Annotated in this window: 24 protein-coding genes; 20 read left to right on the forward strand and 4 right to left on the reverse strand. The window is 67.6% G+C overall.

Annotated features, from left to right (window positions below; translation table 11 throughout):
- A partial coding sequence (locus D3872_RS26405; RefSeq protein ID WP_370660957.1) for an acyl-CoA dehydrogenase family protein occupies positions 1-156 on the forward strand: 156 nt, incomplete at its 5' end.
- A gap of 12 nt (positions 157-168) precedes the next feature.
- Here D3872_RS26405 and D3872_RS09580 read toward each other — a convergent pair.
- Positions 169-618, reverse strand: a complete 450-nt coding sequence (locus D3872_RS09580; RefSeq protein WP_119810558.1) for a bacteriohemerythrin — start codon at positions 616-618, stop codon at positions 169-171.
- A 206-nt stretch (positions 619-824) separates the two neighbouring features.
- Here D3872_RS09580 and D3872_RS09585 point away from each other — a divergent pair, with 206 nt between their 5' ends.
- From D3872_RS09585 to D3872_RS09675, 19 genes are all read left to right on the forward strand, one after another.
- Positions 825-1,634, forward strand: a complete 810-nt coding sequence (locus tag D3872_RS09585) for an acyl-CoA thioesterase (protein WP_182915749.1) — start codon at positions 825-827, stop codon at positions 1,632-1,634.
- Positions 1,635-1,743: 109 nt separating this feature from the next.
- A complete protein-coding gene (gene fadB / locus D3872_RS09590) occupies positions 1,744-3,894 on the forward strand; it encodes a fatty acid oxidation complex subunit alpha FadB (protein ID WP_119810560.1) in 2,151 nt (716 codons plus the stop codon).
- A gap of 24 nt (positions 3,895-3,918) precedes the next feature.
- The gene (locus D3872_RS09595) at positions 3,919-5,076 is read left to right on the forward strand and encodes an acyl-CoA dehydrogenase family protein (RefSeq protein WP_119810561.1); all 1,158 of its coding nucleotides are present in this window, start codon (positions 3,919-3,921) and stop codon (positions 5,074-5,076) included.
- A gap of 107 nt (positions 5,077-5,183) precedes the next feature.
- Positions 5,184-6,359 (forward strand): acetyl-CoA C-acetyltransferase, encoded by a 1,176-nt coding sequence (locus tag D3872_RS09600; protein ID WP_119810562.1) that lies wholly within the window; start codon positions 5,184-5,186, stop codon positions 6,357-6,359.
- A gap of 57 nt (positions 6,360-6,416) precedes the next feature.
- A complete protein-coding gene (locus D3872_RS09605; protein WP_119810563.1) occupies positions 6,417-7,574 on the forward strand; it encodes a CaiB/BaiF CoA transferase family protein in 1,158 nt (385 codons plus the stop codon).
- Positions 7,571-8,545, forward strand: a complete 975-nt coding sequence (locus tag D3872_RS09610) for an NAD(P)H-dependent flavin oxidoreductase (RefSeq protein ID WP_119810564.1) — start codon at positions 7,571-7,573, stop codon at positions 8,543-8,545. The genes D3872_RS09605 and D3872_RS09610 overlap by 4 nt, the downstream gene beginning before the upstream one ends.
- Positions 8,546-8,571: 26 nt before the next feature.
- Positions 8,572-9,390 carry an enoyl-CoA hydratase/isomerase family protein gene (locus tag D3872_RS09615; RefSeq protein WP_119810590.1) on the forward strand — a complete coding sequence of 273 codons (819 nt, stop codon included), beginning with the start codon at positions 8,572-8,574 and terminating at the stop codon, positions 9,388-9,390.
- Between the two features lie 33 nt (positions 9,391-9,423).
- Positions 9,424-9,864, forward strand: a complete 441-nt coding sequence (locus D3872_RS09620; protein ID WP_119810565.1) for a Zn-ribbon domain-containing OB-fold protein — start codon at positions 9,424-9,426, stop codon at positions 9,862-9,864.
- Positions 9,861-11,027 carry a thiolase C-terminal domain-containing protein gene (locus D3872_RS09625; RefSeq protein WP_119810566.1) on the forward strand — a complete coding sequence of 389 codons (1,167 nt, stop codon included), beginning with the start codon at positions 9,861-9,863 and terminating at the stop codon, positions 11,025-11,027. The genes D3872_RS09620 and D3872_RS09625 overlap by 4 nt, the downstream gene beginning before the upstream one ends.
- 122 nt (positions 11,028-11,149) lie before the next feature.
- Positions 11,150-11,953, forward strand: a complete 804-nt coding sequence (locus D3872_RS09630) for an SDR family NAD(P)-dependent oxidoreductase (protein ID WP_119810567.1) — start codon at positions 11,150-11,152, stop codon at positions 11,951-11,953.
- Between the two features lie 37 nt (positions 11,954-11,990).
- A complete protein-coding gene (locus D3872_RS09635) occupies positions 11,991-13,139 on the forward strand; it encodes an acyl-CoA dehydrogenase family protein (RefSeq protein WP_119810568.1) in 1,149 nt (382 codons plus the stop codon).
- 47 nt (positions 13,140-13,186) lie between these two features.
- Positions 13,187-14,392, forward strand: coding sequence for an acetyl-CoA C-acetyltransferase (locus D3872_RS09640; RefSeq protein ID WP_119810569.1), 1,206 nt, complete (start codon positions 13,187-13,189; stop codon positions 14,390-14,392).
- Positions 14,393-14,404: 12 nt separating this feature from the next.
- Positions 14,405-16,600 (forward strand): 3-hydroxyacyl-CoA dehydrogenase NAD-binding domain-containing protein, encoded by a 2,196-nt coding sequence (locus tag D3872_RS09645; RefSeq protein WP_119810570.1) that lies wholly within the window; start codon positions 14,405-14,407, stop codon positions 16,598-16,600.
- Entirely contained in the window at positions 16,597-17,646 is a 1,050-nt protein-coding gene (locus D3872_RS09650) for a phosphotransferase family protein (RefSeq protein ID WP_229459245.1), read from the forward strand. The genes D3872_RS09645 and D3872_RS09650 overlap by 4 nt, the downstream gene beginning before the upstream one ends.
- Positions 17,643-18,473 (forward strand): enoyl-CoA hydratase/isomerase family protein, encoded by an 831-nt coding sequence (locus D3872_RS09655; protein WP_119810571.1) that lies wholly within the window; start codon positions 17,643-17,645, stop codon positions 18,471-18,473. Before D3872_RS09650 ends, D3872_RS09655 begins: the two co-directional genes overlap by 4 nt.
- A gap of 104 nt (positions 18,474-18,577) precedes the next feature.
- Positions 18,578-20,011, forward strand: coding sequence for an aldehyde dehydrogenase family protein (locus tag D3872_RS09660; RefSeq protein WP_220476914.1), 1,434 nt, complete (start codon positions 18,578-18,580; stop codon positions 20,009-20,011).
- Positions 20,008-21,039: an NADP-dependent oxidoreductase gene (locus D3872_RS09665; protein ID WP_119810573.1), complete on the forward strand. Its 1,032-nt coding sequence runs from the start codon at positions 20,008-20,010 to the stop codon at positions 21,037-21,039. Before D3872_RS09660 ends, D3872_RS09665 begins: the two co-directional genes overlap by 4 nt.
- A complete protein-coding gene (locus tag D3872_RS09670) occupies positions 21,036-21,425 on the forward strand; it encodes an EthD domain-containing protein (RefSeq protein WP_119810574.1) in 390 nt (129 codons plus the stop codon). Before D3872_RS09665 ends, D3872_RS09670 begins: the two co-directional genes overlap by 4 nt.
- Positions 21,426-21,444: 19 nt before the next feature.
- Entirely contained in the window at positions 21,445-22,284 is an 840-nt protein-coding gene (locus tag D3872_RS09675) for an SDR family NAD(P)-dependent oxidoreductase (RefSeq protein ID WP_119810575.1), read from the forward strand.
- A 24-nt stretch (positions 22,285-22,308) separates the two neighbouring features.
- Here the strand turns inward: D3872_RS09675 and D3872_RS09680 are convergent, their stop codons facing one another.
- The 3 genes from D3872_RS09680 to D3872_RS09690 form a co-directional block, all read right to left on the reverse strand.
- A complete protein-coding gene (locus tag D3872_RS09680) occupies positions 22,309-23,094 on the reverse strand; it encodes a DUF2889 domain-containing protein (protein ID WP_119810576.1) in 786 nt (261 codons plus the stop codon).
- Positions 23,094-24,359, reverse strand: a complete 1,266-nt coding sequence (locus D3872_RS09685) for an MFS transporter (protein ID WP_182915750.1) — start codon at positions 24,357-24,359, stop codon at positions 23,094-23,096. Before D3872_RS09685 ends, D3872_RS09680 begins: the two co-directional genes overlap by 1 nt.
- Before the next feature lie 92 nt (positions 24,360-24,451).
- A complete protein-coding gene (locus D3872_RS09690) occupies positions 24,452-25,075 on the reverse strand; it encodes a glutathione S-transferase family protein (RefSeq protein WP_119810578.1) in 624 nt (207 codons plus the stop codon).
- Positions 25,076-25,105 lie beyond the last annotated feature (30 nt).

A 25,105-nucleotide genomic window follows, 5' to 3' on the forward strand; every position in this document is an offset into this window, starting at 1 on the left:
GGCCAGAACGCGGTGCAGCTGCACGGCGGCATGGGCATTAGCGACGAGCTGGCGCTGACCCACTATTTCAGGCGCGCCACCGTGATTGGAAATACCCTCGGCAGCGCCGACTACCACCTGGCGCGCTTTGCAAGGCTCGAGCGCCAGGCCGCCTAGGGCGCGCCGGTTCTACGACAAGTCCAGGCCGCGCCGGACCACGACCGGCTTGCCGCCGAAGCGGCGCTTGCACATCCATTGCGCCAGCGCCGAATCGAGGTAGTCGGCATGGCCGGGGAACCAGTCCGCCAGCGCCGCGGCGAGCGAGGCGACATCGGCGTAGTCGTCCAGGGCGACGCGCGCGCGCACTTCATCGATCGATTTCAACACGGCGGCATGTTCATCGATATGGCAGTCGCGCGGCGGAAAATCGGTCTCCAGCATCCACTTGTTTTCCATCTCAAAATGGGTCCTGGTATGCACGGCGAGCGCGTCGAGGCGCGCCGCCAGCTCGGCCTGGGGGGCGCCTTGCAGTTGCCCGAGCAAGGTCACGAATTCGTGGTGGACGTCGTCCATTTCCTCGTGGCCGAGGAGAAATGTATCGGCCCAGTGAATCTGGCCGGTGGTGGCGGGGGCTGTCATGCGAAAGTGCTCCTGAAGAGAATGTGTCGTGCTGCAGTCCGCTTCATTGTAAGACATTAATTCGCGCCGCTGGCCATGAAAACGGCGCCGGCGCCCGCCAGCGCGCAAAGTTCGTCGCTTCGGACGAGGCGACGCGCACGCGCGCTTCCTATACTGCGACCAGTTCAACAAGACATGCCGGCCACCGGCGCGGAAGGATGGGGCCAATGGCTGTATTGGCGGAAGCGGTGGGGCAAGGCGGCAGCGCGGCTCTGGATGAGGTGCTCGCCCTGCTGCGGCTCGAGCGCCTGGAAGAAACATTGTTTCGCGGCGTGAGCAACGATATCGGCACCACGTCCGTGTTCGGCGGTCTGGTGCTGGGCCAGGCCCTGATGGCGGCCGGGGCCACCGTGCCCACCCATGCGGTCCATTCGCTGCATGGCTATTTCATCCGTCCCGGCGACAAGCGCGCCCCCATCCTGTACACGGTCGAGCGCACCCGCGACGGCGCCAGTTTCAGCACCCGCAGCGTGACGGCAAGCCAGGGCGGCAAGGCGATCTTTCAAATGCTCGCCTCGTTCCAGCGCGCCGAGGGCGGACTCGATCACCAGTGCGCGATGCCCGACGTGCAGCTCCCTGAACAGCTCGCGGACGATAGCCAGGCCGGGGCGCAGCGCGCGATCGTGTTCCGCACCGTCGACCAGGCGCCGGGACGGGCCTGGATGCGGGCGGACGGCCGCTTGCCTGACGACCCCTTGCTGCACCACGCCTTGCTGGCTTACGCGTCCGACCTCAAGCTGCTCGGCGCGGCCGTGCGGCGCCACGGCCTCGATCCGCGCCCGCCCAACCTGCACAGCGTCAGCCTGGACCATGCGATGTGGTTCCACCGCGGCTTCCGCTTCGACGACTGGCTGCTGTTCGAGACCGATTCGCCCTCGGCTTCCCATGCGCGCGCAATGTGCCGCGGCAGCATCTTCGGCCGCGACGGCCGGCTGCTGGCCTCGGTCGCCCAGGAAGGCCTGATCCGCTTGCGCTGAACATGCGCGCGGCGCGGAGGTTCGTCGTTTAAGACGATGCCACGCCGCCCCGGCAAACCTAGAATGGTCCAAAACCAGCACGGGCTGGATATCTTTCAGGGGATGGCGCATGTATCAAGGTCAGGGTATTCGTGTCCTGCGATTGCAGGACGGACTGGTCGAGCTTTGCTTCGACCGCAGTGGTGAATCCATCAACAAGCTCGACGCCCGCACGGTCGCTGAGTTCAAGCAGGCGATCGCGCTGATCGCCGCCGAGCCAGGCGTGCGCGGCCTCTTGATGACGAGCGCCAAGGACGCCTTCATCGTCGGCGCCGACATCACCGAGTTCGGCGCCCGCTTCGAGCAAACGGCGGAAGCCATCGCCGCCCAGGTGCGGATCGATAACGAGATCTTCGTCGCTTGCGAAGACCTGGCCATTCCCAGCGTTGCGGCGATCAACGGCTTCGCGCTCGGAGGCGGGCTGGAAATGGCCTTGTGCGCGAGCCTGCGGGTGATGGCGCAAACGGCCCAGGTGGGCCTGCCTGAAGTCAAGCTGGGCCTGTTCCCCGGCTTCGGCGGCACGGTGCGCCTGCCGCGGGTAGCAGGTCCTGCGGTGGCCCTGGGCTGGATCGCCGGCGGCAAGCCCGCCAGCGCCGACGCCGCGCTGACCGCCGGCGTGGTCGACGCGGTGGCCGCACCCGACGCGCTGCGCGCGAGCGCCCTGGCCATGCTGAACCAGGCGGCAAACGGTGAGCTGGACTGGCAGGCGCGCCAGCAGCGCAAGCGCGTAGGGGTCGCGCTTGGCGGCGCCGAGGCCACGGCCTTGTTCGCGGCCGAACGCGCGCGCCTGCAAGCGGGCAGTCCCGCGCACCAGCCGGCGGCGCTGATGGCGCTCGAGCTGATGGAGAGCGCACTGGGCTGCGAGCGCAGCGCCGCGCTCGACCTCGAGGCTGCGGCGTTCGGCCGCGTCGCCAAGACCCAGGCCGCCTCGGCACTGGTGCAAGCCTTCCTCAACGAGCAGGCACTTAAAAAACGATACAAGGACCATGCGCGCCAAGCCACGCCGGTCGTCCAGGCGGCGGTGCTGGGAGCCGGCATCATGGGCGGCGGCATCGCCTTCACCAGCGCGCGGCGCGGCACGCCGGTACGCATGAAGGACATCTCGGTGGCGCAACTGGAGCTCGGCATGACCGAAGCCGCCAAACAGCTGGCGCGCCAGGTCAAGAGCGGCCGCCTGTCTCAGCCCAAGGCCAATTCGGTACTGGGGTCGATCACGCCCCAGCTCGACGACACGGGCTTCGACGCCGTCGATTTCGTGGTCGAGGCCGTCGTCGAGAACTTGCAGGTCAAGCACAAGGTGCTGGCGGCGCTGGAAGACGCGGTGGCGCCAGGCACGGTGATCGCATCGAATACCTCCAGCCTGCGGATCGACGACATCGGCGCGCCGCTCAAGCGCCCGGAAGACTTCGTCGGCATGCACTTCTTTAACCCGGTGCCGGTGATGGCGCTGGTCGAAGTGATCCGCGGCGAACGCACAAGCAACCATGCCGTGTCGACCGCCGTCGGCTATGCCGTGGCAATGGGCAAGACGCCGATCGTGGTCAAGGATTGCCCGGGCTTCCTGGTCAACCGCATCCTGACTCCGTACATCAATGCGTTTTCGCAGCTGGTGGCCGACGGCGCAGACTTCGAACAGGTCGACAAGGCCATGGAAGCATTCGGCTGGCCGATGGGCCCGGCCTACCTGCAGGACGTGGTCGGCATGGATACCGGCGTCCATGTGATCGACGTGATCGGCGCCGGCTATCCGCAGCGCATGCCTGCCGTCGAGCGCAACGCCGTCAAGCTGCTGGCGAGCCGCCAGCTGTACGGCCAGAAGAGCGGGGCCGGATTCTACGCCTATGCGGCCGACGCCGGCGGCCGGCTGCGCAAGTCGTCATCAAAGGAAGCACAGGCGTTGGTGGCCACATTGCAGCCGAAGGGGCGGCGCGATTTTTCCGACGCCGAGATCGTCGACCGGATGATGCTGCCGATGCTGGTCGAGGCGGCGCACGCGCTGGAGGACGGCGTGGTCGATACCCCGGCCGAACTCGATACTGCGCTGCTGCTGGGCCTGGGCTTCCCGGCCTGGGCCGGCGGTGCGCTCAAATACGCCGACTGGCTCGGCCTCGCCGATGTGGTGGCGCGCTGCGACCGCCATGCCGAACTGGGTCCGGCCTACCACGCCACGCCGCGCATGCGCGCGATGGCGCAACAAGCGGCCCGCTATTACGCGGCCTGACCTGACGACTGGATCGATACCATCATGGATTTCTCGCTTTCCCCCGCCCAGCTTGAACTGCAACAACGCACGCGCCGCTTCATCGCCGAGGAAGTCATACCGCTCGAGCGCGACGAGCGCAACACTCGCCACGGACCCAGCGAGGGCCTGCGCGACGAGCTGATCGCCATGGCCCGGCGCCACCACCTGGTCACGCCCCACGCCAGTGTCGAGCGCGGCGGCCTGGGCCTGTCGCACGTGGACAAGGCCATCGTGTTCGAGGAGGCGGGCTACTCGCCGCTGGGACCGGTGGCGCTGAACATCCACGCGCCCGACGAAGGCAATGTGCACCTGCTCGAGGTGGTCGCCACCGACGCACAGAAGGAGCGCTGGCTGCAGCCGCTGATCGACGGCCGCCTGCGTTCGTGCTTCTGCATGACCGAACCGGCGCCGGGCTCCGGCTCGGATCCGTCGATGCTGCAGACGACGGCCGTGCCTGACGGCGACGACTACATCATCACCGGCCGCAAGTGGTTCATCACTGGCGCCACCGGCGCCAGCTTCGCGATCATCATGGCGCGCATGGAGGATGGCACGGCCTCGATGTTCCTGGCCGACATGGACCAGCCTGCCATCGTCGTGGAACGCCAGATCGACGCGCTCGACAGCTGCTTCACGGGCGGCCACGGCGTGGTGCGTTTCGACGGGCTGCGTGTGCCCGCCAGCGACGTGCTGGGCGGCATCGGCGAAGGTTTTCGCTACGCCCAGGTGCGGCTGGCACCGGCGCGCCTGACCCATTGCATGCGCTGGCAGGGCGGCGCCCGCCGCGCGCACGACGTCGCCGCCGACTACGCGCGCCAGCGGCACGCCTTCGGCCAGCCGCTGATCGCCCACGAAGGCGTGGGCTTCATGTTGGCGGACAACGAGATGGACTTGCACAGCGCGCGCCTGGCCATCTGGCACTGCGCCTGGGTACTCGACCAGGGCGGGAAGGGCCGCCACGAATCGAGCCTGGCCAAGGTGTTCTGTTCCGAAGCGCAGTGGCGCACGGTGGACCGCTCGGTGCAGGTGCTGGGCGCGAGCGGCGTATCCGACGAGACCATCGTGGGACGCATCTTCCGCGACATGCGCGCCTTCCGCGTCTATGACGGCCCGTCGGAAGTGCATCGCTGGAGCATGGCCAAACGGATCGCGCGCGGCTGAGGCGCCCGGCGCGTCGAATCGTCGGTTTCGACGACGCCGCGGCCGCCGTCCTGGCCGAGAATCACATCATCGCTGGACCAATCTTGTCTACTAAAAGGGAACGCAACATGGCTGAAGCATATATCGTCGCTACCGCACGTACCGCGGGCGGGCGCAAGGGCGGCAAGGTATCCGGATGGCACCCGGCCGACCTGGCTGCCGAAGTCCTCAACGCCTTGCTCGACCGCAGCGGCATCGATCCGGCGGCGGTCGAGGACGTGATCATGGGATGCGTCGACCAGATCGGCGAGCAAAGCATGAACGTGGGCCGCAACGCGGTGCTGGCGTCGCGCCTGCCCGAATCGGTCCCTGCCACCACGCTCGACCGCCAGTGCGGCTCGTCGCAGCAGGCGCTGCATTTCGCGGCCCAGGCCGTCATGTCCGGCACCATGGACGTGGTGATCGCGGCCGGCGTCGAGAGCATGACGCGGGTGCCGATGGGTTCGCCGATCAGCCTGCCGCAGAAGGCCGGGCTGGGCTTTTACGTCAGCCCCAGGATGGAGCAGCGCTATCCCGGCGTCGAATTCAGCCAGTTCAGCGGCGCGGAAGCGATCGCGAAGAAATACGGCCTGACCCGCGCCGAGCTCGACCAGTTTGCCTACGACAGCCACCAGCGTTCGATCGCGGCGGCCAAGGCCGGCCTGTTCGATGCCGAGATCGTGCCGGTGGCCGTGCGCGGCGCCGACGGCGCCGGTGAAGGCATGCACAGCGTCGACGAGGGCATTCGCTTCGAAGGCACGCTCGAAGGCATCGCCAGCGTCAAGCCGCTGGTCGAGGGCGGCTGCATCAGCGCCGCCAACGCCAGCCAGATCTGCGACGGCGCCAGCGGCGTCATGGTGGTCAGCGAAAAGGCGCTGAAGGCGCTGGGCTTGAAGCCGCTGGCCCGGATCCACCACATCAGCGTGCTCGGGCACGATCCGGTCATCATGCTCGAAGCGCCGATCCCGGCGACCCAGGCGGCCCTGAAAAAGGCCGGGATGACCATCGCCGACATCGACCTGTACGAAGTCAATGAAGCGTTCGCCTCGGTGCCGCTGGCCTGGTTGAAAGCCACCGGCGCCGACCCGGCGCGCCTGAACGTCAACGGCGGCGCGATTTCGCTCGGCCATCCGCTCGGCGCCTCAGGCACCAAGCTGATGACGACGCTGATCAGTGCGCTGGGCCAGCGCGGCAAGCGCTTCGGCCTGCTGACCATGTGCGAAGGCGGCGGCATGGCCAACGTGACGATCGTCGAACGGCTCTGACGCGCCACTAGCGCGCAACACCGCCGGCCCAGGGCCGGCCATTCACGGGGAGATATCATGGCAGGTCCGCTGCAAGGGGTCAAAGTAGTCGAGTTCGTTGGGCTCGGTCCCGCCCCGTTCTGCGGCATGTTGTTGGCCGACATGGGCGCCGAGGTGATCCGCATCGAGCGGCCGCGGCCCGGCGCCGACGCCGCCATCAGCGGTTCGGATCGGTTCGACATCAGCGCCCGCAACCGCCCCACGATCAGCCTCGACCTGGCGCAGCCGGCCGGCGTGGCGGCCGCCTTGCAGCTGATCGACGTGGCCGACATCGTGATCGAGGGCTACCGGCCCGGCGTGATGGAACGCCTTGGCCTTGGCCCGCAGGCCTGCCTGGCGCGCAACCCGAGGCTGGTATATGGCCGCATGACGGGCTGGGGCCAGCATGGCCCGCTGGCGCACGCCGCCGGCCACGACATCAATTACATCGCCATCAGCGGCGCCCTGCATGCGATCGGCCGCAGCGGCGAAGCGCCGGTGGTGCCGCTCAATCTGGTCGGCGACTTCGGCGGCGGCGCCATGTTCCTCGCTTTCGGCGTGATGTGCGCGGCCTTCGAGGCGCGCCAGTCGGGCCATGGCCAGGTGGTCGACGCCGCGATGACCGATGGCGCGGCGCTGCTGAACACGATGATGTACGGCTTCAAGGCGGCCGGCCAGTGGAGTAACCAGCGCGGTGAAAACCTGCTCGACGGCGGCGCCCACTTCTACGATACCTACGCCTGCGCCGACGGCAAATTCGTGGCGATCGGCGCGATCGAGCCGCAGTTCTACGCGCGCTTGCGCGAGCTGTGCGGCATCGACGACCCCGCTTTCGATGCGCAGTTCGACAGCCTGCGCTGGCCGCTGCTCAAGCTGCGCATGGCCGATGTCTTTCAAACCCGTACGCGCGACGAATGGTGTGTGCTGCTCGAGGGCAGCGACGCCTGCTTCGCCCCCGTGCTGGACTGGGACGAAGCGCCGCTGCACCCGCACAACCAGGCGCGCGAAACCTTCGTCACGGTCGATGGCGTGCTGCAGCCCGCGCCCGCACCCCGCTTCAGCCGCACGCCGGCGGCGGCGCCCGTGCGCAGCGCGCCCGAGCCGTGCGACGACATCTTGCGGCGCTGGGGCGTCAGCGACGACGTGATCGAACGCCACGCAGCCAGCCGCCCCAATTTTCTTGAGGAACAACAATGAAGACGAGAGTTACAGAACTGCTGGGTATTCGCTACCCCATCATCCAGGGCGGCATGCAATGGGTGGGACGGGCCGAACTGGCGTCGGCCGTGTCGAACGGCGGCGGCCTCGGGGTGCTCACGGCACTGACCCAGCCCAGCCCGGATGCGCTGGCGGCCGAGATCAGGCGCTGCCGTACGATGACCGACCGGCCGTTCGGTGTCAACCTGACGATCCTGCCGTCGGCCAATCCGCCGCCGTATGAAGCCTACCTGCAGGCGATCATCGACAGCGGCGTGAAGATCATGGAGACGGCCGGGAACAATCCGAAGGAGTTCATCCGCAAGGCCAAGGATGCCGGCGTGACCATCATCCACAAATGCACCTCGGTGCGGCATGCGCTGTCGGCCGAGCGCAGCGGGGTCGACGCGATCTCGATCGACGGCTTCGAGTGCGCCGGCCACCCCGGCGAAGACGATGTGGGCGGCATGGTGCTGTTCGCATCGGCGGCCGACCAGGTGAAGATTCCGTTGATCGCCTCGGGCGGGATCGCCGATGGGCGCGGCATGGCGGCGGCGCTGGCGCTGGGCGCCGAAGGCGTGACCATGGGCACGCGCTTTTGCGCGACCGAAGAGGCGCCGATCCACCGCCACATCAAGGAGGCGCTGCTGCGGGCCGAGGAACGCGATACCAATTTGATCTTCAGGACCCTGCACAACACCGGGCGGGTGCTCAAGAACGCGATCTCCGACGAAGTCGTTGCGCTGGAGCGGCGAGCCGGCGGCTGCGCCTTCGAGGATGTGCACCACCTGGTGGCCGGCGCGCGCGGACGGGCGACGCTGGAAAGCGGCGACGTCGACGGCGGGCTGGTGTGGGCCAGCCAGGTGGTCGGACTGATCCACGACATTCCCACCTGCGCGGCGCTGATCGAGCGCATGGCCGCGGACTGCCGGGCCGCCATGGAGCGCGGCCGTCGCGTCTTTTCCGCATGAGCCTCGACCTGACCAAGGACAATCGCATGGACGACACAGAGATTTTGCTCGACACCAGCCGCGCCGGAATCGCGGTGCTGACGCTGGACGGGCCGGCGCGGCTGAACGCGCTGAGCCACAAGACGGTGCGCCAGTTCAGTGCTGCGCTCGATGCGCTGGCACAGGACGACACGGTGCGCGTGCTGGTGCTGGCCGGGGCCGGGCGCGCCTTCTGCGCCGGATGGGACCTGGGCAGCGCGCTCACCGACGCAGCCGGCGCCGCGCTCACCAGGGAACCCGGCGTCGCCGATTATTACCGCGGGCAGGAACTGTTCGCAGGCATGGTGACGCGCCTGCGCGCGCTCGACAAGGTGGTCATTGCCGCCGTCAACGGCGCGGCCGTCGGGGCCGGCTTTGCGCTGACCCTGGCTGCCGACGTGCGCCTGGCGTCGCGCTCGGCATCGTTCCATGTCGGCGCGGTGCGCATCGGCCTGACGGCAGGCGAATGCGGCATCAGCTATCACCTGCCGCGCCTGATCGGCGCCTCGCGCGCGTTCGAGGTCATGCTGACCGGACGTCCGCTGGCGGCCGAGGAAGCCGAGCGGGCCGGCCTGGTCGGCGAACTGGTCGACAGCGCCGAGCTGCTGCCGCGCGCGCTCGAACTGGCAGGGCAGGTGCTGCGCAACAGTCCTTACTCGACGCGCCACACCAAGCGGCTGATGTGGGCCAACCTGGAAGCGGGCAGCCTGGACGCCGCGCTGGAACTGGAAAACCGCGCGCAGGTGCTGGCCCTGATGACCGACGACTTCCGCGAAGCGGCGGCCGCCTTTGCCGAAAAGCGCGCGCCGGCATACACCGGCCGATGAAGAACAACGCAGCACACTACAGGGAGCAGGGCGATGAGTGGATTAGGTGCCGATGGCGAATACTGGAAGGCCCTGGCGCAAGGCAAGGTCAAGATGCAGCAATGCGCCGGATGCGAGAAATGGAACTGGCCGGCGGTGTGGCGCTGCGGCGATTGCGGCTCGTGGGAACACGCGTGGCGCGAGGTGGCACCGGCCGGGCGCATCTTCAGCTGGACCCGCACCTGGCATGAGTTCGGCGCCCCGGCGGCGTTCGGGCTGCCCTATGTCAGCGTGGTCGTCGAGCTCGACGGCGCCGGCGGCCGGCGCCTGATCGGCACCATGCACGATGGCGCGGCTGCGCTGAAGATCGGGCAGCACGTCACCGGCGAACCCGTCCAGCTGGAGTGGGAGGGCCAGGCCATGTCCGCGCTGCGGTGGAAATTAACGGGCGAGGCCGCTGGCGCCACGTCGGCAAGCGAAGGGAAAACAGCATGAGCCACAAACCATTTTGCGGTGGGGTGTCGGTCGCCGGTATCGGCTTGCGCCAATACAAACGGGGCACCGCGCCGATGCCGGAGCAGGGCGTGCTGGTGCGCGCCATCGTCGACGCCTGCGAGGATGCCGGCTTCGATCCGGCCGACGTCGACGGCTTCGTCGCCTACGGCGACGACCATAACGAACCGGTGCGGCTGATGCCGGACCTGGGCACCAGGAACCTGCTGTTCAATGCGCAGGCCTGGGGCGGCGGGGGCGGCGGCATCGCGGCCGCGTTCGGCATCGCGGCGGCCGCCATCGCGAGCGGGCAGGCCACGGCCGTGGTGGTGTTTCGCGCTCTGGTGCAAGGCAACAGCGGACGCCTGTCGGCGGCCGTCATGCGCCACTTCCTCAACGACCATGTGATCGGCGGCGGGATGGTGGCGCCGGCCCAGGTCTGCGCCTTGCGCGCCCGGCGCTTGTTCGAGCACCACAAGGTGCCGCTGTCGGTGGCCGAGGAACTGGTGCGGGCCTCGTACTATCACGGATCCCGCAATCCGGAGGCGACCGCCTTCGGCAAGGACCTGGACCTCGACGCCTACCGCAACGGGCGCATGATCGCCGAGCCGTTCCGGCTGTTCGACTGCTCGCGCGAAAACGACGGCGCCGGCGCGCTGCTGCTGGTGTCGACCGAACGGGCAAAGGACCTCAGGAAAAGGCCGATTCGCGTGCTGGGCGTGGCCAACGGCGCATCGAAGGGATGGGGCGACCTGGCCGAGAACGATGAGGACTACGCCTCCGCCGGCTTCAAGCCGGTCGCGCAGCGCCTGTGGCAGCAAACCGGCCTCGGTCCGGCCGACGTCGATGTGATCCAGCTGTACGAGAACTTCAGCGCCCAGGGCGTGTCGTCGCTGATAGACCACGGCTTCTGCACCTACGAGAACGTGGCCGAGGTGGTCAGGTTCGAGAACCTGATCGCCCCCACCGGCAAGCTGCCGTTGAATACCTCAGGCGGCAATTTCGCGCATGGCTTCGTGCACGGGATCGGCACCGCGATCGAAGCGGTCAGGGTGTTGCGGGGCGAATCGGCCAACCCGGTCCCGGACGCGAAGGTCTGCCTGCTGGCCGGCGGCCCGGGCGCACCGACCGTCAGTTCGGCCCTGTTCGGCACGGACGACCTGTAGCGGGGAAGCTCCGCAGCGCGCATGCTGCGCTGCGGAATCGTCGGAAGCGACGACGCCAGTGGTGGCAACGACCGCTAACCTGAAGCCTGGTTATCGGTCGTTTATCTGAGGTGAGGTTCCCCATGAATTCTAGTGACACGCTGGCACTGCGTGAAATCAAAGTCCCTTCGCTGGCCCTGCACGGGCGCCGTGCACTGGTCACCGGCGCATCGAGCGGGCTCGGCCTGCATTTTGCTCATGTGCTGGCCCACGCCGGTGCCGAGGTGCTGCTGGTGGCGCGCCGCCTCGACAAGCTCGAGTCCCACGTGGCCGCACTGCGGGAGGCCGGTTGCGCGGCCCACGCCGTGTTCATGGATGTGACCGACAGCGCGTCGGTCAAGGCCGCCTTCGACCACATCGAGGCCCATCATGGCTGCCCCGACATCATCGTCAACAACGCCGGCGTGGCCGTATCCAAGCCGGCGCTCGAACAGGACGAGGCCGACTGGGACCTGGTCATCGATACCAACCTGAAGGGGGCATGGCTGACCGCGACCGAGGCGGTGCGGCGGCTGGTGGCCGCCGGCCTGCCGGGCAATGTGGTCAACGTCGCCTCGATCCTTGGCGAACGGGTCGGCGGCGCGGTTGCTCCCTACTGCGCGTCGAAAGCCGGCCTGGTCCACCTGACGCGGGCGATGGCGCTCGAATGGGCGCGCCACGGCGTGCGCGTGAACGCGCTGGCGCCGGGCTACCTGCAGACCGACCTGAACAGCGACTTCCTCGCCAGCGATGCCGGCCAGCGCCTGATGGCGCGGGTGCCGCAGCGCAGCTTCGGCCGTCCCGAAGACCTCGATGCGGCATTGCTGCTGCTGGTGGGGCAGGCCGGGCGCTACATCACCGGCGCCATGCTGCCGGTCGATGGCGGCCACCTGGTCAGCACGCTGTAAGACTTCCTCCAACTTCCTCGCTTAACAGGAACCACACATGAGCCTCAATTTTAGTCCTTCCTGGTCCAATCCCGACCTCGAACTGTACCGCGATACCGTGGTGCGCTTCATCGAATCGGAAGTGCTGCCGCACGACGAACATGCCCGCGCCACCGGCCACGTCGGTCATGAGGTGTGGCGCAAGGCCGGCGCGCTCGGCCTGCTGTGCACAGATATCCCGGACGCGTACGGCGGCGGCGGCGGCGACTTCCGCCACGAGGCCGTGATCTACGAAGAAATGTTCCGGCGCGCCCTGAGCGGCATGAACGTGTCGGTGCACAGCATCGTCGCCCACTACCTGCTCAACCATGGCACCGAGGCGCAAAAGCTGCGCTACCTGCCGCGCATGGCCAGCGGCGAACTGGTGGGAGCGATCGCGATGACCGAACCGGGCGCCGGTTCCGACCTGCAGGCGATCCGCACCCGGGCCGAGCTGCGCGACGGCAAGTATGTGATCAATGGCGCCAAGACCTTCATCACCAATGGCTACCTGGCCGGTCTGGTGCTGGTGGTATGCAAGACCGATCCCAGCCAGGGCGCGAAGGGCACTTCGATCCTGATCCTCGAGACCGAGGCGGCGCCGGGCTACCGGGTCGGCCGCCTGCTCGACAAGATCGGCATGAAGGCCCAGGACACCTCGGAACTGTTCTTCGACGATGTCGCCGTGCCGTGCGAGAACCTGCTCGGCGGCGAAGAAGGCAAGGGCTTCTACCAGCTGATGGGCGACCTGCCGTACGAGCGCCTGGTCATCGGCGTGACCGGCCTGGCCACGATGGAGGGCGCCTATGCGGCCACGGTGGACTATGTGCGCGAGCGCAAGGCCTTCGGCAAGACGCTGTTCGAGCAGCAGAACACGCGCTTCAAGCTGGCCGAAGTGGCTACCCGGATCATGGTGGGACGCGCCTTCATCGACCGCTGCGTGCTCGACATGGTGGCCGGGCGGCTCGACACGGCGACCGCCTCGATTGCCAAGCTGTGGGGCTCCGAGAACCAGGGCAAGGTGGTCGACGAATGCCTGCAGCTGTTCGGCGGCTACGGCTACATGAACGAATACCTGGTCGCCCGCATGTATGCCGACGCGCGGGTGCAGCGGATCTACGGCGGCACCAGCGAGATCATGAAGGAAGTGATCGCGCGCGCCATCTGAGGGCCGCCTGCGCTTCCCCCGATCCACTCTTTTCAATTCAATCACGTATGACTGACGTCTTTATCTATGACCACCTGCGCACCCCGCGCGGCAAGGGCCGGCCCGATGGGGCCTTGCATGAAATCACGCCGGTGCAGCTGGCGACCCAGGTGCTGGCCGCGCTGCGCATCCGCAATGGATTCGATCCGTCCCGGATCGACGAAGTCGGGTTGGGGATCGTGATGCCGGTAGGCGAGCAGGGGGCCGACCTGACCCGGGTCGCCTTGCTGCAGGCCGGCTATGGCGACAGCGTGGCCGGCTACCAGTTGAACCGCTTTTGCACCTCGGCGCTCGATACGCTGCGGATGGGTTTCGGCCTGATCGCTTCCGGCCAGGCCGGCGCGGCCATCGGCGGCGGCGTCGAGTCGATGTCGCGGGTACCGATCGGCAGCGACGGCGGCGCCGTCTACAGCGACCCGGCCGTGTGCCGCGATTACCTCTACATGCCTAATGGCGTGGCGGCCGACCTGATGGCCAGCCTGTACGGCTTTACCCGCGACCAGGTCGATGCCTATGCCGTGCGCAGCCAGCAGCGCGCCGCCGCGGCCCAGGCCGAAGACCGCTTCAGCGCTTCGCTGGTGCCGGTGTGCGACATCAATGGCGAGGTCGTGCTCGCGCATGACGAGGCCGTCCGCGGCGGCACCACGATGGCGGACCTTGCCAAGATGAAACCGTTCTTCGACCGGATGGGCGAGTCCGGTTTCGACGCGATCGCACTGCGCCGTTATCCCTGGCTCGAACGGATCGAACACATTCATACGGCGGCGACCTCGAGCGGCATCGTCGACGGCGCTGCCGCCGTGTTGCTGGGCAATGCCGAATTCGGCAGCCGCCACGCACTGCGCCCGCGGGCGCGGATGGTCGCCTGCGCCACCGGCGCTTCCGAGCCGCTGCTCAGCCTGGGCGGTCCGATGCCGGTCACCGAGCGCGTCCTGGCCCAGGCTGGCATGAAGGCCTCCGACATCGACCTGTTCGAGGTCAACGAAGCCTTCGCCGTGGTGCCGATGCGCTTCCAGCAGCACTTCGAGATCGACCCCGAGCGCCTGAACGTGAACGGCGGCGCGATCGCCCTCGGGCATCCGCTGGGCGCCACCGGCGCCATGCTGGTCGGCACCGCACTGGACGAACTGGAACGGCGCGGCTCCCGTACTGCGCTGATCACCCTGTGCGCGGCAGCGGGCCAGGCCACGGCGCTCATCATTGAACGAATTTGAGGGAAAGCACATATGTTTCAGAACCTGAGCCTGGAAATCGGCCCCGACGGCGTCGCGATAGTGCGCATCAAGCTTGCCGGCCGCAGCATGAATGTCTTCACCGACGCCCTGGGCGCGGAACTGGCCGCGGTGGCCAGCGCGATTGCGGATAATCCGGCCGTGCTGGGGGCCGTCATCACGTCGGGCCTGCCGGGCGCCTTCATGGCCGGCGCCGACCTGCTGGAATTCGCGCAACTGTACGAGCGCGGGCTGAGCGCCGCGCAGGCAGGCCAGCGTTATGCGCAGGGCGGTATCGCGCTGCGCGCGCTCGAGCGCGGCGGCAAGCCCGTCGCCGCCGCGCTCAACGGACTGGCGCTGGGCGGCGGCTACGAACTGGCGCTGGCCTGCCACCACCGGGTGCTGGCCGACCGGCCTGACGCGGTTGTCGGCCTGCCCGAAGTGAGCGTCGGCCTGATGCCGGGCGGCGGCGGCACCCAGCGCCTGCCACGCCTGATCGGCATCGTCCAGGCGCTGCCCTTGCTGCTGTCCGGACGCCATGTCGGGCCGGCCGAGGCGCTCGCGCTGGGGCTGGTCGACCAGCTGGCGCCGGCGGGCCAGGAAGTCGAAGCAGCGCGCGAGTGGGTGCTGCAAAACCGTGACTTCCAGCCGGCCTGGGATGTCAAGGGCTTCAGCGTGCCGGGCGGCGCGGGCGCGATGGCGGCGCACGCAATGCACACCTTCGGCACCGGCGCGGCGCAAGTGCGGCGCGACACCCAGGACCAGTTCCCGGCCCCGATGGCGATCCTGTCGGCGGTGTACGAGGGCACGCTGCTGCCGATCGACCGCGCGCTGGCCATCGAGAACAAGTACTTCGGCGGCCTGCTGGTAAGCGTGGTGGCGCGCAATCTGATGCGCACCCAGTTCATTGCCCGCAAGGCGGCGCAAAAGGGCGCGCGCCGGCCAGCCGCCGTGCCCGAACGCAGCGTCGCCCGGCTGGGCGTCCTGGGCGCCGGCATGATGGGAGCGGGCATCGCCCAGCTTGCCGCGCAGGCGGGGATCGAAGTTGTGCTGCTCGACCAGTCGATGGAAGTGGCCGAACAGGCCAAGGCCCGCATCGGCGCACTGTGGCAGCGCGACCAGGCCGCGGGACGCTGCACTGCGCAAGCGGTGCAGGAGCGCTGCGCGCGCATCACGCCGGCGGCCGAGGCGCAGGCGCTCAAGGAGTGCGACTTCATTATCGAGGCGGTGTTCGAGGATCGCGCCGTCAAGGCGGCCCTGATGGCGCAGCTGGCCACGGTGCTGGCCGAGCGGGCCGAACCGGTGGTCTGGGCCACCAATACTTCCACCTTGCCTGTAACCGGCCTGGCGCAGCACTGGCCGGTGCCGGCGCAGGTAATCGGCATGCATTTCTTCTCGCCGGTGGCGCGCATGGAGCTGGTCGAGATCATCATGGGCGAACAGACGTCGCCGGATACGCTGGCGCAAGCGATCGACCTGGTGGCGCAGCTGCGCAAGACGCCGATCGTGGTGCGCGACAGCCCGGGCTTTTATACCAGCCGCATCTTCTGCGCCTATATCGACGAAGGCATGGCGATGCTGGCGCAGGGCGTGCTACCTGCGCTGATCGACAATGCGGCGCGCCAGGCCGGCTATGCCACCGGTCCGCTGGCGGTGACCGACGAAGTGTCGCTCGACCTGCAGCAGCGCGTGGTGGCGCAGGCGCTGGCCGATGGCTTGCCCAAGCGCTTCCTGCGCGGCCATGCACAAGAGGTCATCACGCGGATGAACCAGCTGGGCCGGTTCGGACGCAAGAGCGGCGGCGGATTTTATGACTTTGCGCCGGACGCGCCCAAGCGCCTGTGGCCGGGGCTGGCAAGTTTATACCCGGCGCTGGCGCGGCAGCCCGATGTCGAGGAAGTCAAGCAGCGCCTGCTGTGCATCCAGGCGCTGGAGTCGGCGCGCTGCGTGGAAGAGGGCGTGATCGACGCCGTGGCCGACGCCGACCTCGGCGCGGTGCTCGGCGTGGGCTTTCCCGGCTGGACCGGCGGCGCGCTGTCGTATATCGACAGCGTGGGCGCAGCCGAATTCGTGGCCGGTTGCGATTTGCTGGCGCAGCGCCATGGCGAGCGCTTCCAGCCATCGGACTGGCTGCGCGCGCGCGCCGCGCGCGGCGAGTCCTTCCATCGACCGGCCCTGCACGATGCGCCGCGCATGGGAGAAGCAGCATGATCGCGAACATGAAGGCGGACATGAACGCTGCAATTGGGCTGCCCTTCGCTGCCGCGCCGCTCGAGGCCTGGCTGCGCCGCCACTTGCCTGGCGTGGCTGGACCGATGCGTGTGCAGCGCATCAGCGGCGGGCAATCGAATCCCACTTTCTTTATCGATTTCGACAATCGCGCGCTGGTGCTGCGCAAGCAGCCGCCCGGCGAACTGCTGCCTTCGGCCCATGCGATCGACCGCGAATACCAGGTCCTGCAGGCGCTGGGCGACACCAATGTGCCCGTGCCGCGCGCCGTGCTGTTTTGCGCGGACCGGGAAGTGATCGGCACGCCGTTCTACCTGATGGAAAAGCTGGAAGGCCGGGTGTTGCCCGACTATGCCTTGCCGGAAATCGCCAGGGCCGACCGGCGCGCCTATTTCTTCGCCATGGCCGACACCATGGCCAGGCTGCACGCGGTGGACTGGGACGCGGTGGGCCTGGCCGGCTACGGCCGGCCGGAGAACTTCTTCGAACGCCAGGTGGCGCGTTGGACCCGCCAGTGGCATGCATCCAAGGGCGCCGAGAACGCGGACATCGACCGCCTGATCGCCTGGCTGCCGGCGAATATTCCAGCCGACACGCGCTCGTGCATCGCCCACGGCGATTTTCGGCTGGGTAACCTGATGTTCCACCCCACCGAGCCGCGCGTAATCGCGGTGCTGGACTGGGAGCTGTCGACGCTCGGCCATCCGCTGGCCGACGCCAGCTACAGTTGCATGGCGTGGCATATGGCGCCGCAGGAATTCCACGGCATCAGGGGCCTGGACCTGGAAGCCCTGGGCATTCCGTCCCAAGATGAGTACCTGGCCCATTACCGGCTGTGCGGCGGCCATCCCGAAGCGGTGAGCAACTTTCACATGGCGTTTTCGCTGTTCCGTTTTGCCGTCATCCTGGAGGGCGTCGCCGCCCGCGCCAGGCAGGGCATTTCGGCGTCCGACGACGCGCATGAAGTGGGCGCCCAGGCCGCCGCGTTCGCGCGCCAGGCGGTCAGCCTGCTGGAGGACGCGGCATGAGCGCTTCCCCACTTCTGTTCGAGGGCGTCCGCCTTACCCTGGCACGCGAGGGCAGCAGCGCGATCGTGTCGCTGTTTAACCCGCCGCACGGGTATTTCGATGCGCAAAGCGAACGCGAACTGCTGCAGGCGCTCGATCTCATCGATGGCGAGGACGGGCTGCGCACGGTCATACTGACCGGGCGCGAACCGGGCGTGTTCGTGCGCCACTACGATGTCGGCGTGCTCGAACGGATCGGCCGCACCATGCAGGAACGCGGCCTGGCTTTCAGCCCGGAGGCGCCGCCGCCGGAGAGCGGCTTCCACCGCTGCGCGGCGCGGCTGGAAGCGGGCAGCTGGATCACCATCGCCGCCATCGGCGGCTGGTGCATGGGCGGCGGCATGGAACTGGCGCTGGCCTGCAAGCTGCGCTACGCGCAGGCGGGCGACTATCTGCTGGGCCTGCCGGAAGTGCAGCTCGGCATCATCCCCGGCGGGGGCGGCACGCAAAAACTGGGGCGCGCGGTCGGCCACACCAGGGCCCTCGAAATGCTGCTGCTGGGCACCTGCGTCGGCCCCAATGAAGCGGCGCGGATCGGCCTGGTGCACGCCGTCGTGCCCGATGCGCTGGCGCATGCGCGCGCCGTCGCCCGCACCCTGGACGGGCGCTCGCCCGAAGCGCTGCGGCATATCGTCAGCCTGCACGCGATGGCCGGGCAGGCCGATGCCGCCGCCGGCATGGCGGCCGAACGCGGCGCGTTCTCGCAACTGGTGGTGCGCCCGTTCGCACTCGAAGCGATGGCGGACTTCAACGGCGGGCGCCGCAGCTTTCCGGAAGCGGACCAATAGCGGCCGGAACGCAGGGACGCGTGAATCGTCGGAAGCGACGAGGTTCAGCGCCACGCATGTCACGTAAGCTTGTTTCATCCCACCTATCGAATGGACGAATGCACATGGACTTCAATTCTGGCTACACAATGACGATCGACGGCAAGGCTTGCGGCACGCAGGGCGGGCTGGACGTCGTGAATCCCGCCACCGGCGACGTGTTCGCCAGCGCGCCTGCCGCCACTGCCGCCGACCTCGATGAGGCGGTGGCGGCCGCGCATGCGGCATTGCCCGCATGGAAAGCACTGCCGATCACGGCGCGCCGCGAACTGCTGATCGCGGCGGCCAACGCCATCAAGGCCAATGCGGACGACCTTGCCCACCTGTTCGTGCGCGAGCAGGGCCGGCCCTTCGAGGCGGCGCGCCAGGAGATCCTGTTCGGATCGATCTGGCTCAAGAGCGTGGCGCGCCAGGAATTGCCGGTCGAGGTGGTCGAAGACACGCCGGCGCGCCGGGTGGAAGTCCATCACGAGCCGCTGGGGGTAGTGTGCGCCATCGTGCCGTGGAATTTTCCCTTCCTGCTCGCGATCTGGAAGATCGCACCGGCCCTGCTGACCGGTAACACGATGGTGCTCAAGCCGTCGCCGTTCACGCCGCTGTGCGCGCTCAAGCTCGGCGAACTGTGGCGCGACATCCTGCCGCCCGGCGTCTTTAACGTACTGTGCGGCGGCGACGAACTGGGCCCCTTGATGACCGCGCATGCCGGCTTTGCCAAGATTTCCTTCACCGGCTCGACGGCGACCGGCAAGCGTGTCATGGAATCGGCCGCCAAAGACCTCAAGCGCGTGACGCTCGAGCTGGGCGGTAACGACGTGGCGATCGTCATGCCGGACGTCGATGTCGACCAGGTCGCCGCGGAGATTTTCCACGGCGCCTTCTACAATTCCGCCCAGGTCTGCGTGGCCACCAAGCGCCTGTACATCCACGACGACATTTACGACGCCTTGCGCGACCGCCTGCATGCGCTTGCCCTGGACGCCACCGTGGGCGATGGCGCCGAGGCGGGCAGCCAGTTCGGCCCAGTGCAAAATGCACCGCTGCATCGCCGCCTGCTGGCGCTGATCGCCGAGGCGCGCGCCGAAGGCCTGACCCTGCTGACCGGCAAGGCGGTGCCCGAAGGCGGCGGCTATTTCGTTCCCCTGACCCTGGTCGACAATCCACCCGAGACGGCGCGCGTGGTCGCCGAGGAAGCCTTTGGCCCGGTGCTGCCGCTGCTGCGTTTCTCGGACCTCGATGACGTGATCCGGCGCGCCAACGACAGCGACTACGGCCTGGCCGGCGCGGTGTGGTCGAAGGACATCGAGCAAGCCGTCAGCATTGCGAAGCGCCTGGACACCGGCAATGTGTGGATCAACCAGAATTTGCAGAACACGCCCGCCATTCCATTCGCTGGACGCAAGCAGTCCGGCCTGGGCGTCGAGAACGGGGTGGAAGGCTTGAAGTCGTTCACCCAGATGAAGTCGATCTTCATTCCCAAGGTGCAGGAGGAAGCAGCATGAGCAGCATCGAAACCGGCCTGCGCTGGCAACTGAAACGCCGTCCGCAGGGGGCTGTGCAAGCCGACGACCTGGAACTGGCCGAGTTCACTCCCGAAGCGCTGGGCGACGATCAGATCCGCGTGCGCAATATTTACCTGTCGCTCGACCCGACCCACAGGCTCTGGATGAGCGACCGCGAGCAGTACCTGCCGCCGGTGGAAGTCGGGGCCGTGATGCGCGGCAGTACGGTGGGCATGGTGACGCAGTCGCGCTCCGGCCGCTTCAAGCCGGGCGACCTGGTACTGGCCGGCTATGCCGGCTGGGAGTCGCTGAGCACGCTGAAGGCGCGCGCCGTCAGCCCCATCCAGGCCCTGCCCGGGGTGCCGTTGACGGCATCGCTGAGCGTGCTGGGCGCGACCGGCCTGACGGCCTGGTTCGGCATGACGCGCGTCGGCCAGGTCAAGGCCGGCGACACCGTGGTCGTTTCGGCCGCGGCCGGGGCGGTGGGTTCGGTGGCGGGGCAAATTGCCAAACTGCGCGGCGCACGGGTGATCGGCATCGCCGGCGGACCTGACAAGTGCCGCTGGCTGACCGGCGAGCTCGGTTTCGACGGTGCGATCGATTACAAGAACGAGGATGTGGGCGCGCGCCTGGACCAACTCTGTCCCGACGGAATCGACCTCGATTTCGAGAACGTCGGCGGGGCCATCATGGACGCGGTCTATGCGCGCCTGAACACCTTTGGCCGGATGGCCTTGTGCGGGATGATCTCGGGCTACGAGAAAGAGGGGCCGGTTGCCGGCCCCGCCGATTTTTCGCGCATCCTGATGCGGCGCCTGAAAATCGAAGGCTTCGTCGTCATCGATCACTTGCCGCACGCACAGCAAGCGCTGGACGAGCTGACGCCGTGGGTCATGAATGGCCAGATCAAGTGGAAAGACCATGTGGTGCCCGGCATCGAGAATGCGCTGGACGCGATGCAGCGCCTGTTCACGGGCCGCCACGATGGCAAGCTCCTGCTCGGTATTTCCCCCGAGTCCGGAACATGATCAAGCTGATGTTTTGCCTGCGCCGCTTGCCCGGCCTGACCCGAGGCGAGTTCCAGTCCTACTGGCGCGAGGTGCATGCGCCGCTGGTACGCGCGCGTGCCGCCGTGCTCGGCATCGAGCGCTACGTGCAATGCCATACCGCCGACGATGCCGCATTCGCCGCCATGGCGCAGGCGCGCGGCGGCCATCCGCCCTTCGATGGCGTGGCCGAACTGTGGTTCTCCGAAGGCGTGGCGCCGTACCCGCACGAACAGCGGCGCCAGGCCGCGCAGGATTTGCTGGACGACGAGAAGAACTTCATCGACCTGCCGGCCTCGCCGCTGTTCTTCACCCGTGAGCACGAGGTGCTTGGGCAGTTCCTGGACCTGCGCCAGGGCTGCCTTTAATCCCTTTCCCATAATCGCTATGAAAAAACTTCAAGGCAAGGTGTTCATCGTCACCGGCGCGGCGCGCATGCGCGGCATCGGCCGCGCCACAGCCCTGCGGCTGGCCGCCGACGGCGCCGATGTCGTGGTATCGGCGATGGCGCGCGCGCCGGCCGATTTTCCCGATCACGAACGCGCGGCCGGCTGGCGCGGCGTCGAATCGCTGGCCGCCGAAATCGCCCAACTGGGCCAGCGCAGCCTGGCGCTCGACTGCGACGTGAGCAATGCGGCACAGGTGCAGGCCATGGTCGCGGCCACCATTGCAAAAATGGGCCGTATCGATGGCGTCGTGAACAACGCCGGTGTTGCCGGCGGGGCAGGCGCGGCGCCGATCCTGGACCTCGACGAAGCCGACTGGCAGCGCACGCTCGACGTCAACCTGAACGGGGTGTTCCTGGTGTCCAAGTACGTCGGCCGCGCGCTGCTCGAGCAGGGGCAGGGTGGGGCGATCGTCAACTTGTCTTCGCTGGCCGGACGGATGGGCATGGCCGGCTATGGCGGCTACTGCGCGAGCAAGTTCGGCGTCGTTGGCCTGACCCAGCAGATGGCGCAGGAGCTGGCCCGGCATGCGATCCGGGTCAATTGCGTCTGTCCCGGCTCGGTCGAGACGGACATGATGGACGGCACCTTCAGCCGCATCGGCGAGCGCACCGGCGCCGGGTTCGACAAGATCAAGAGCGGTACCGCCAAAGGGATCCCGATGCGGCGCCAGGGCCACCCCGAGGAACAGGCTGCCGCGATCTCCTTCCTGCTCGGTCCGGATGCCGCCTACATGACAGGTCAAACCATCAATGTCGACGGCGGCGTACGGATGGACTGAGGCGCCGCCAGCGGCGCCATTCGATTATCGACCCGTTTCACGTTTGGCAGGCAGGAAACGCAGCACCTCGCCAGGCGCCTGCCACAACTCCCTGGTGTTATCGAGGCGTACCGAACGCGGGTAACGCTCCGGTTGCGACGCGTAGCAGCTGCCGGTGGGCGGGCCGCTCAGGGACGACGGGCTGCCGACGCTCGCGGCGAGGTCGAGGCGGCGTCCGCCCGCCACGAACAACGCACGCTGCAGCATAAAGGCCTGTTCCACTTTCTCACCGTCGAGATGGGCCGCGATCCACGTGCCGAAGCCGTGGAACACATTGACGCCGCGATATTTCTCTGGCGCGAGGATGACATCATTTTCCAAGGTCAGCGACAGCACGCCGACTCCGTTGAGCAGCAATTGCGCGACCTGGGGTTGCTGCGGCGCGTCGTGAACGATCACGTCGTAGCGCCGGTCCTCGCGCCCATGGAAAGCATGCAGCACGCCGAGCCTGAACATGTCGAAGATATGCGTGCACTGCTGGCGGTGATCGAGGTAAGCCTGTAGCTCGCGCATGCCGCCATCGACCCGGCAGCCAACCATGCCGTCGATAGCGCCGACGGCGCCGCTGCAGGCGCTCATCGGATGCCGGTGCCAGCGCGTATCGATCGACGTGACGTGGGTGCCGTCGTGGGCGAAGCTGATCTCGAACGCATGATAGGAATCTTCCATGCCCAGCAGCACGGTACCTGGGCTGGGCGTGGCGATGCGCAGTGCGCGGAGAAAATAGCCGTCGCCGTAATGCGGGTTTGGCTGTATTTGCGGTAAGTGCATTAGTTGGCCATTGCGAGCGCTGGCCGGAGGCGTGGCGCACGCGCGAAGGTGATCAGGACCATGCCTGCCAGCATGGCAAAACAGCTGCTCCACAAGGGGACCGTGAACGTACCGGTCTGGTCGTAAAGTATGCCTGCAAGGGCCGGTACCGAGGAGATGACCAGCATCGAGATCGGCGTCTGGGTGCCCATGACCGTGGCGAACGACGCCGGCCCGAAATAGCTGGCCGTGATCGCTACCCAGCAGATAATCGAGGCGCCAAAGCCGATGCCCATCAGTGCGGCGAACAGGACAATCAGCACTGTGCTGTTGGCGATCGTCGCGATGGCGATCCCGGCCGCGATCAGCAGCATCATCAGCGCCCAGACCAGGCGTGGCGGGAAGCGGTCGCACAGGATGCCTCCCAGCACGCGCCCCGGTACGCTGAACAGCACCATCAGCGCCAGCGCCCATGCCGCCACCGCCGGCGCATTTCCCAGCGCTTCAAAATGGGACACGCCATGGGCCACCATCATCGGCACCGGGGCACTGAAAATGATAGCGACAATCAAGATCTGCCAGAACACGGGATGGCGCAGCGCTTGTGCCGCCGTCCACTGCGGCGATGCCGTCGCGCTGCCGGTGGCGGCCGTTGCGGCGCTGTCTGGCGCGATGCCGTCGGGCCATTGGCCAAGGTCGGACGGCCGGTCACGCAGGAAGATGGCGGCAACGGCGGCACACAGCAGGCTCGTTGCGACGATGAATTGCCAGCCTGCGCGCCAGTCGCCCGTCAGCTGCATGATACGGTCCAATAGCGTGGGGCCGAAAAAGCCACCGACGCCGGAAGCGGTCATGACCAGCGACATGACCAGCGCGCGTTTGCGGCTGAACCAGAGGGTAATCCCGGTCTGGGTCGGCAGGTTGCTGGCGATGCCGATGCCAACGCCGATCGTGATCCCGAAAACCAATATGAAGGCGATGCGCTCGTGCACCAGGAAGGCCATGGCTGCGGCGCCGGCGGCGAGCACAAGCGAACCGAGGGTCACGGTGAAACGCAGGCCGCGGCGGTTGAGCAGCGCCGCCACCAGCGGGCCAGTCAGTCCCCAGACCATGCTGAGCAGCGAGAATCCGAAACCGATCGTGGTCTTGTCGAGCTGCAGGCTCTTGGCCATCGCCGCATTGACGACGCCGGCGCCATAGAACGGCAGGCCCACACTGAGCAGGTAAGTGAACCACAGCGTGATGGCGACTGTCCAGCCATAAAAGCGTTGGGGTTGAGGGGACAATATCGATTGCGGCATGGGGGAGACCCTTCCTGGTGATCGCAGCACTCGGGGGGCGGCCGGCGTTCCTGCCGACCGCAAAAAATAATTCTCGGTCAGGCCGTCACACGCTGCGCCGCTTTCGCCGCCTTGTATCCATCACGTTCGCGCAGGCGGTTCCAGTAGCCCAGTACGGCTGGTGGAAACGCCTCGTGCAGGCCAAGCATTTTGCTCAGCATTAATGCATAGCCGACACTGACGTCGGCGGCGGTGAAACGGTCGTCCACCAGGTAGTCATGCCCCTGCAAGGCGGCGTCCACCAATGCGAGCCGGTTGAGGAAAAACTCCCTGAAGTCGGCCACCACGGCCGGCTGGCGGCGCTCGGCGGGTTCGAAGTACTGGTAGCGCAGCATGGTCGCCAGCGGCGTCGTCAGCGATGCCTCGCCAAAATGCAGCCAGTTCAGCCATGGGCCATGGGCGGGATGGCCTTGCGCGACAGCCAGTCCGGCGGACGGATAGCGGGTCGCCAGGTACTCGAGGATCGCGCCCGACTCGGACAGAGTGATGCTCTCGTCCTGCAGGAAGGGGACCGAGCCGGTCGGATTGATTTTCAGGTAGTCGGGCGCACTCGTTCGGGGCGGAAAAGCCATCTGCTGGAGCTCGTAAGGGTGCTGCATTTCCTCGAGCAGCCAGAGGCAGCGGAACGAGCGGGCGTCGGGGCAATGGTAGAGGGTAGTCAAGGGGATGCTCCTGCGGGTGAGTGGGCGTTG

The sequence above is a fragment of the Massilia cavernae genome (assembly GCF_003590855.1).
Taxonomy (GTDB): Bacteria; Pseudomonadota; Gammaproteobacteria; order Burkholderiales; family Burkholderiaceae_D; genus Telluria_A; species Telluria_A cavernae.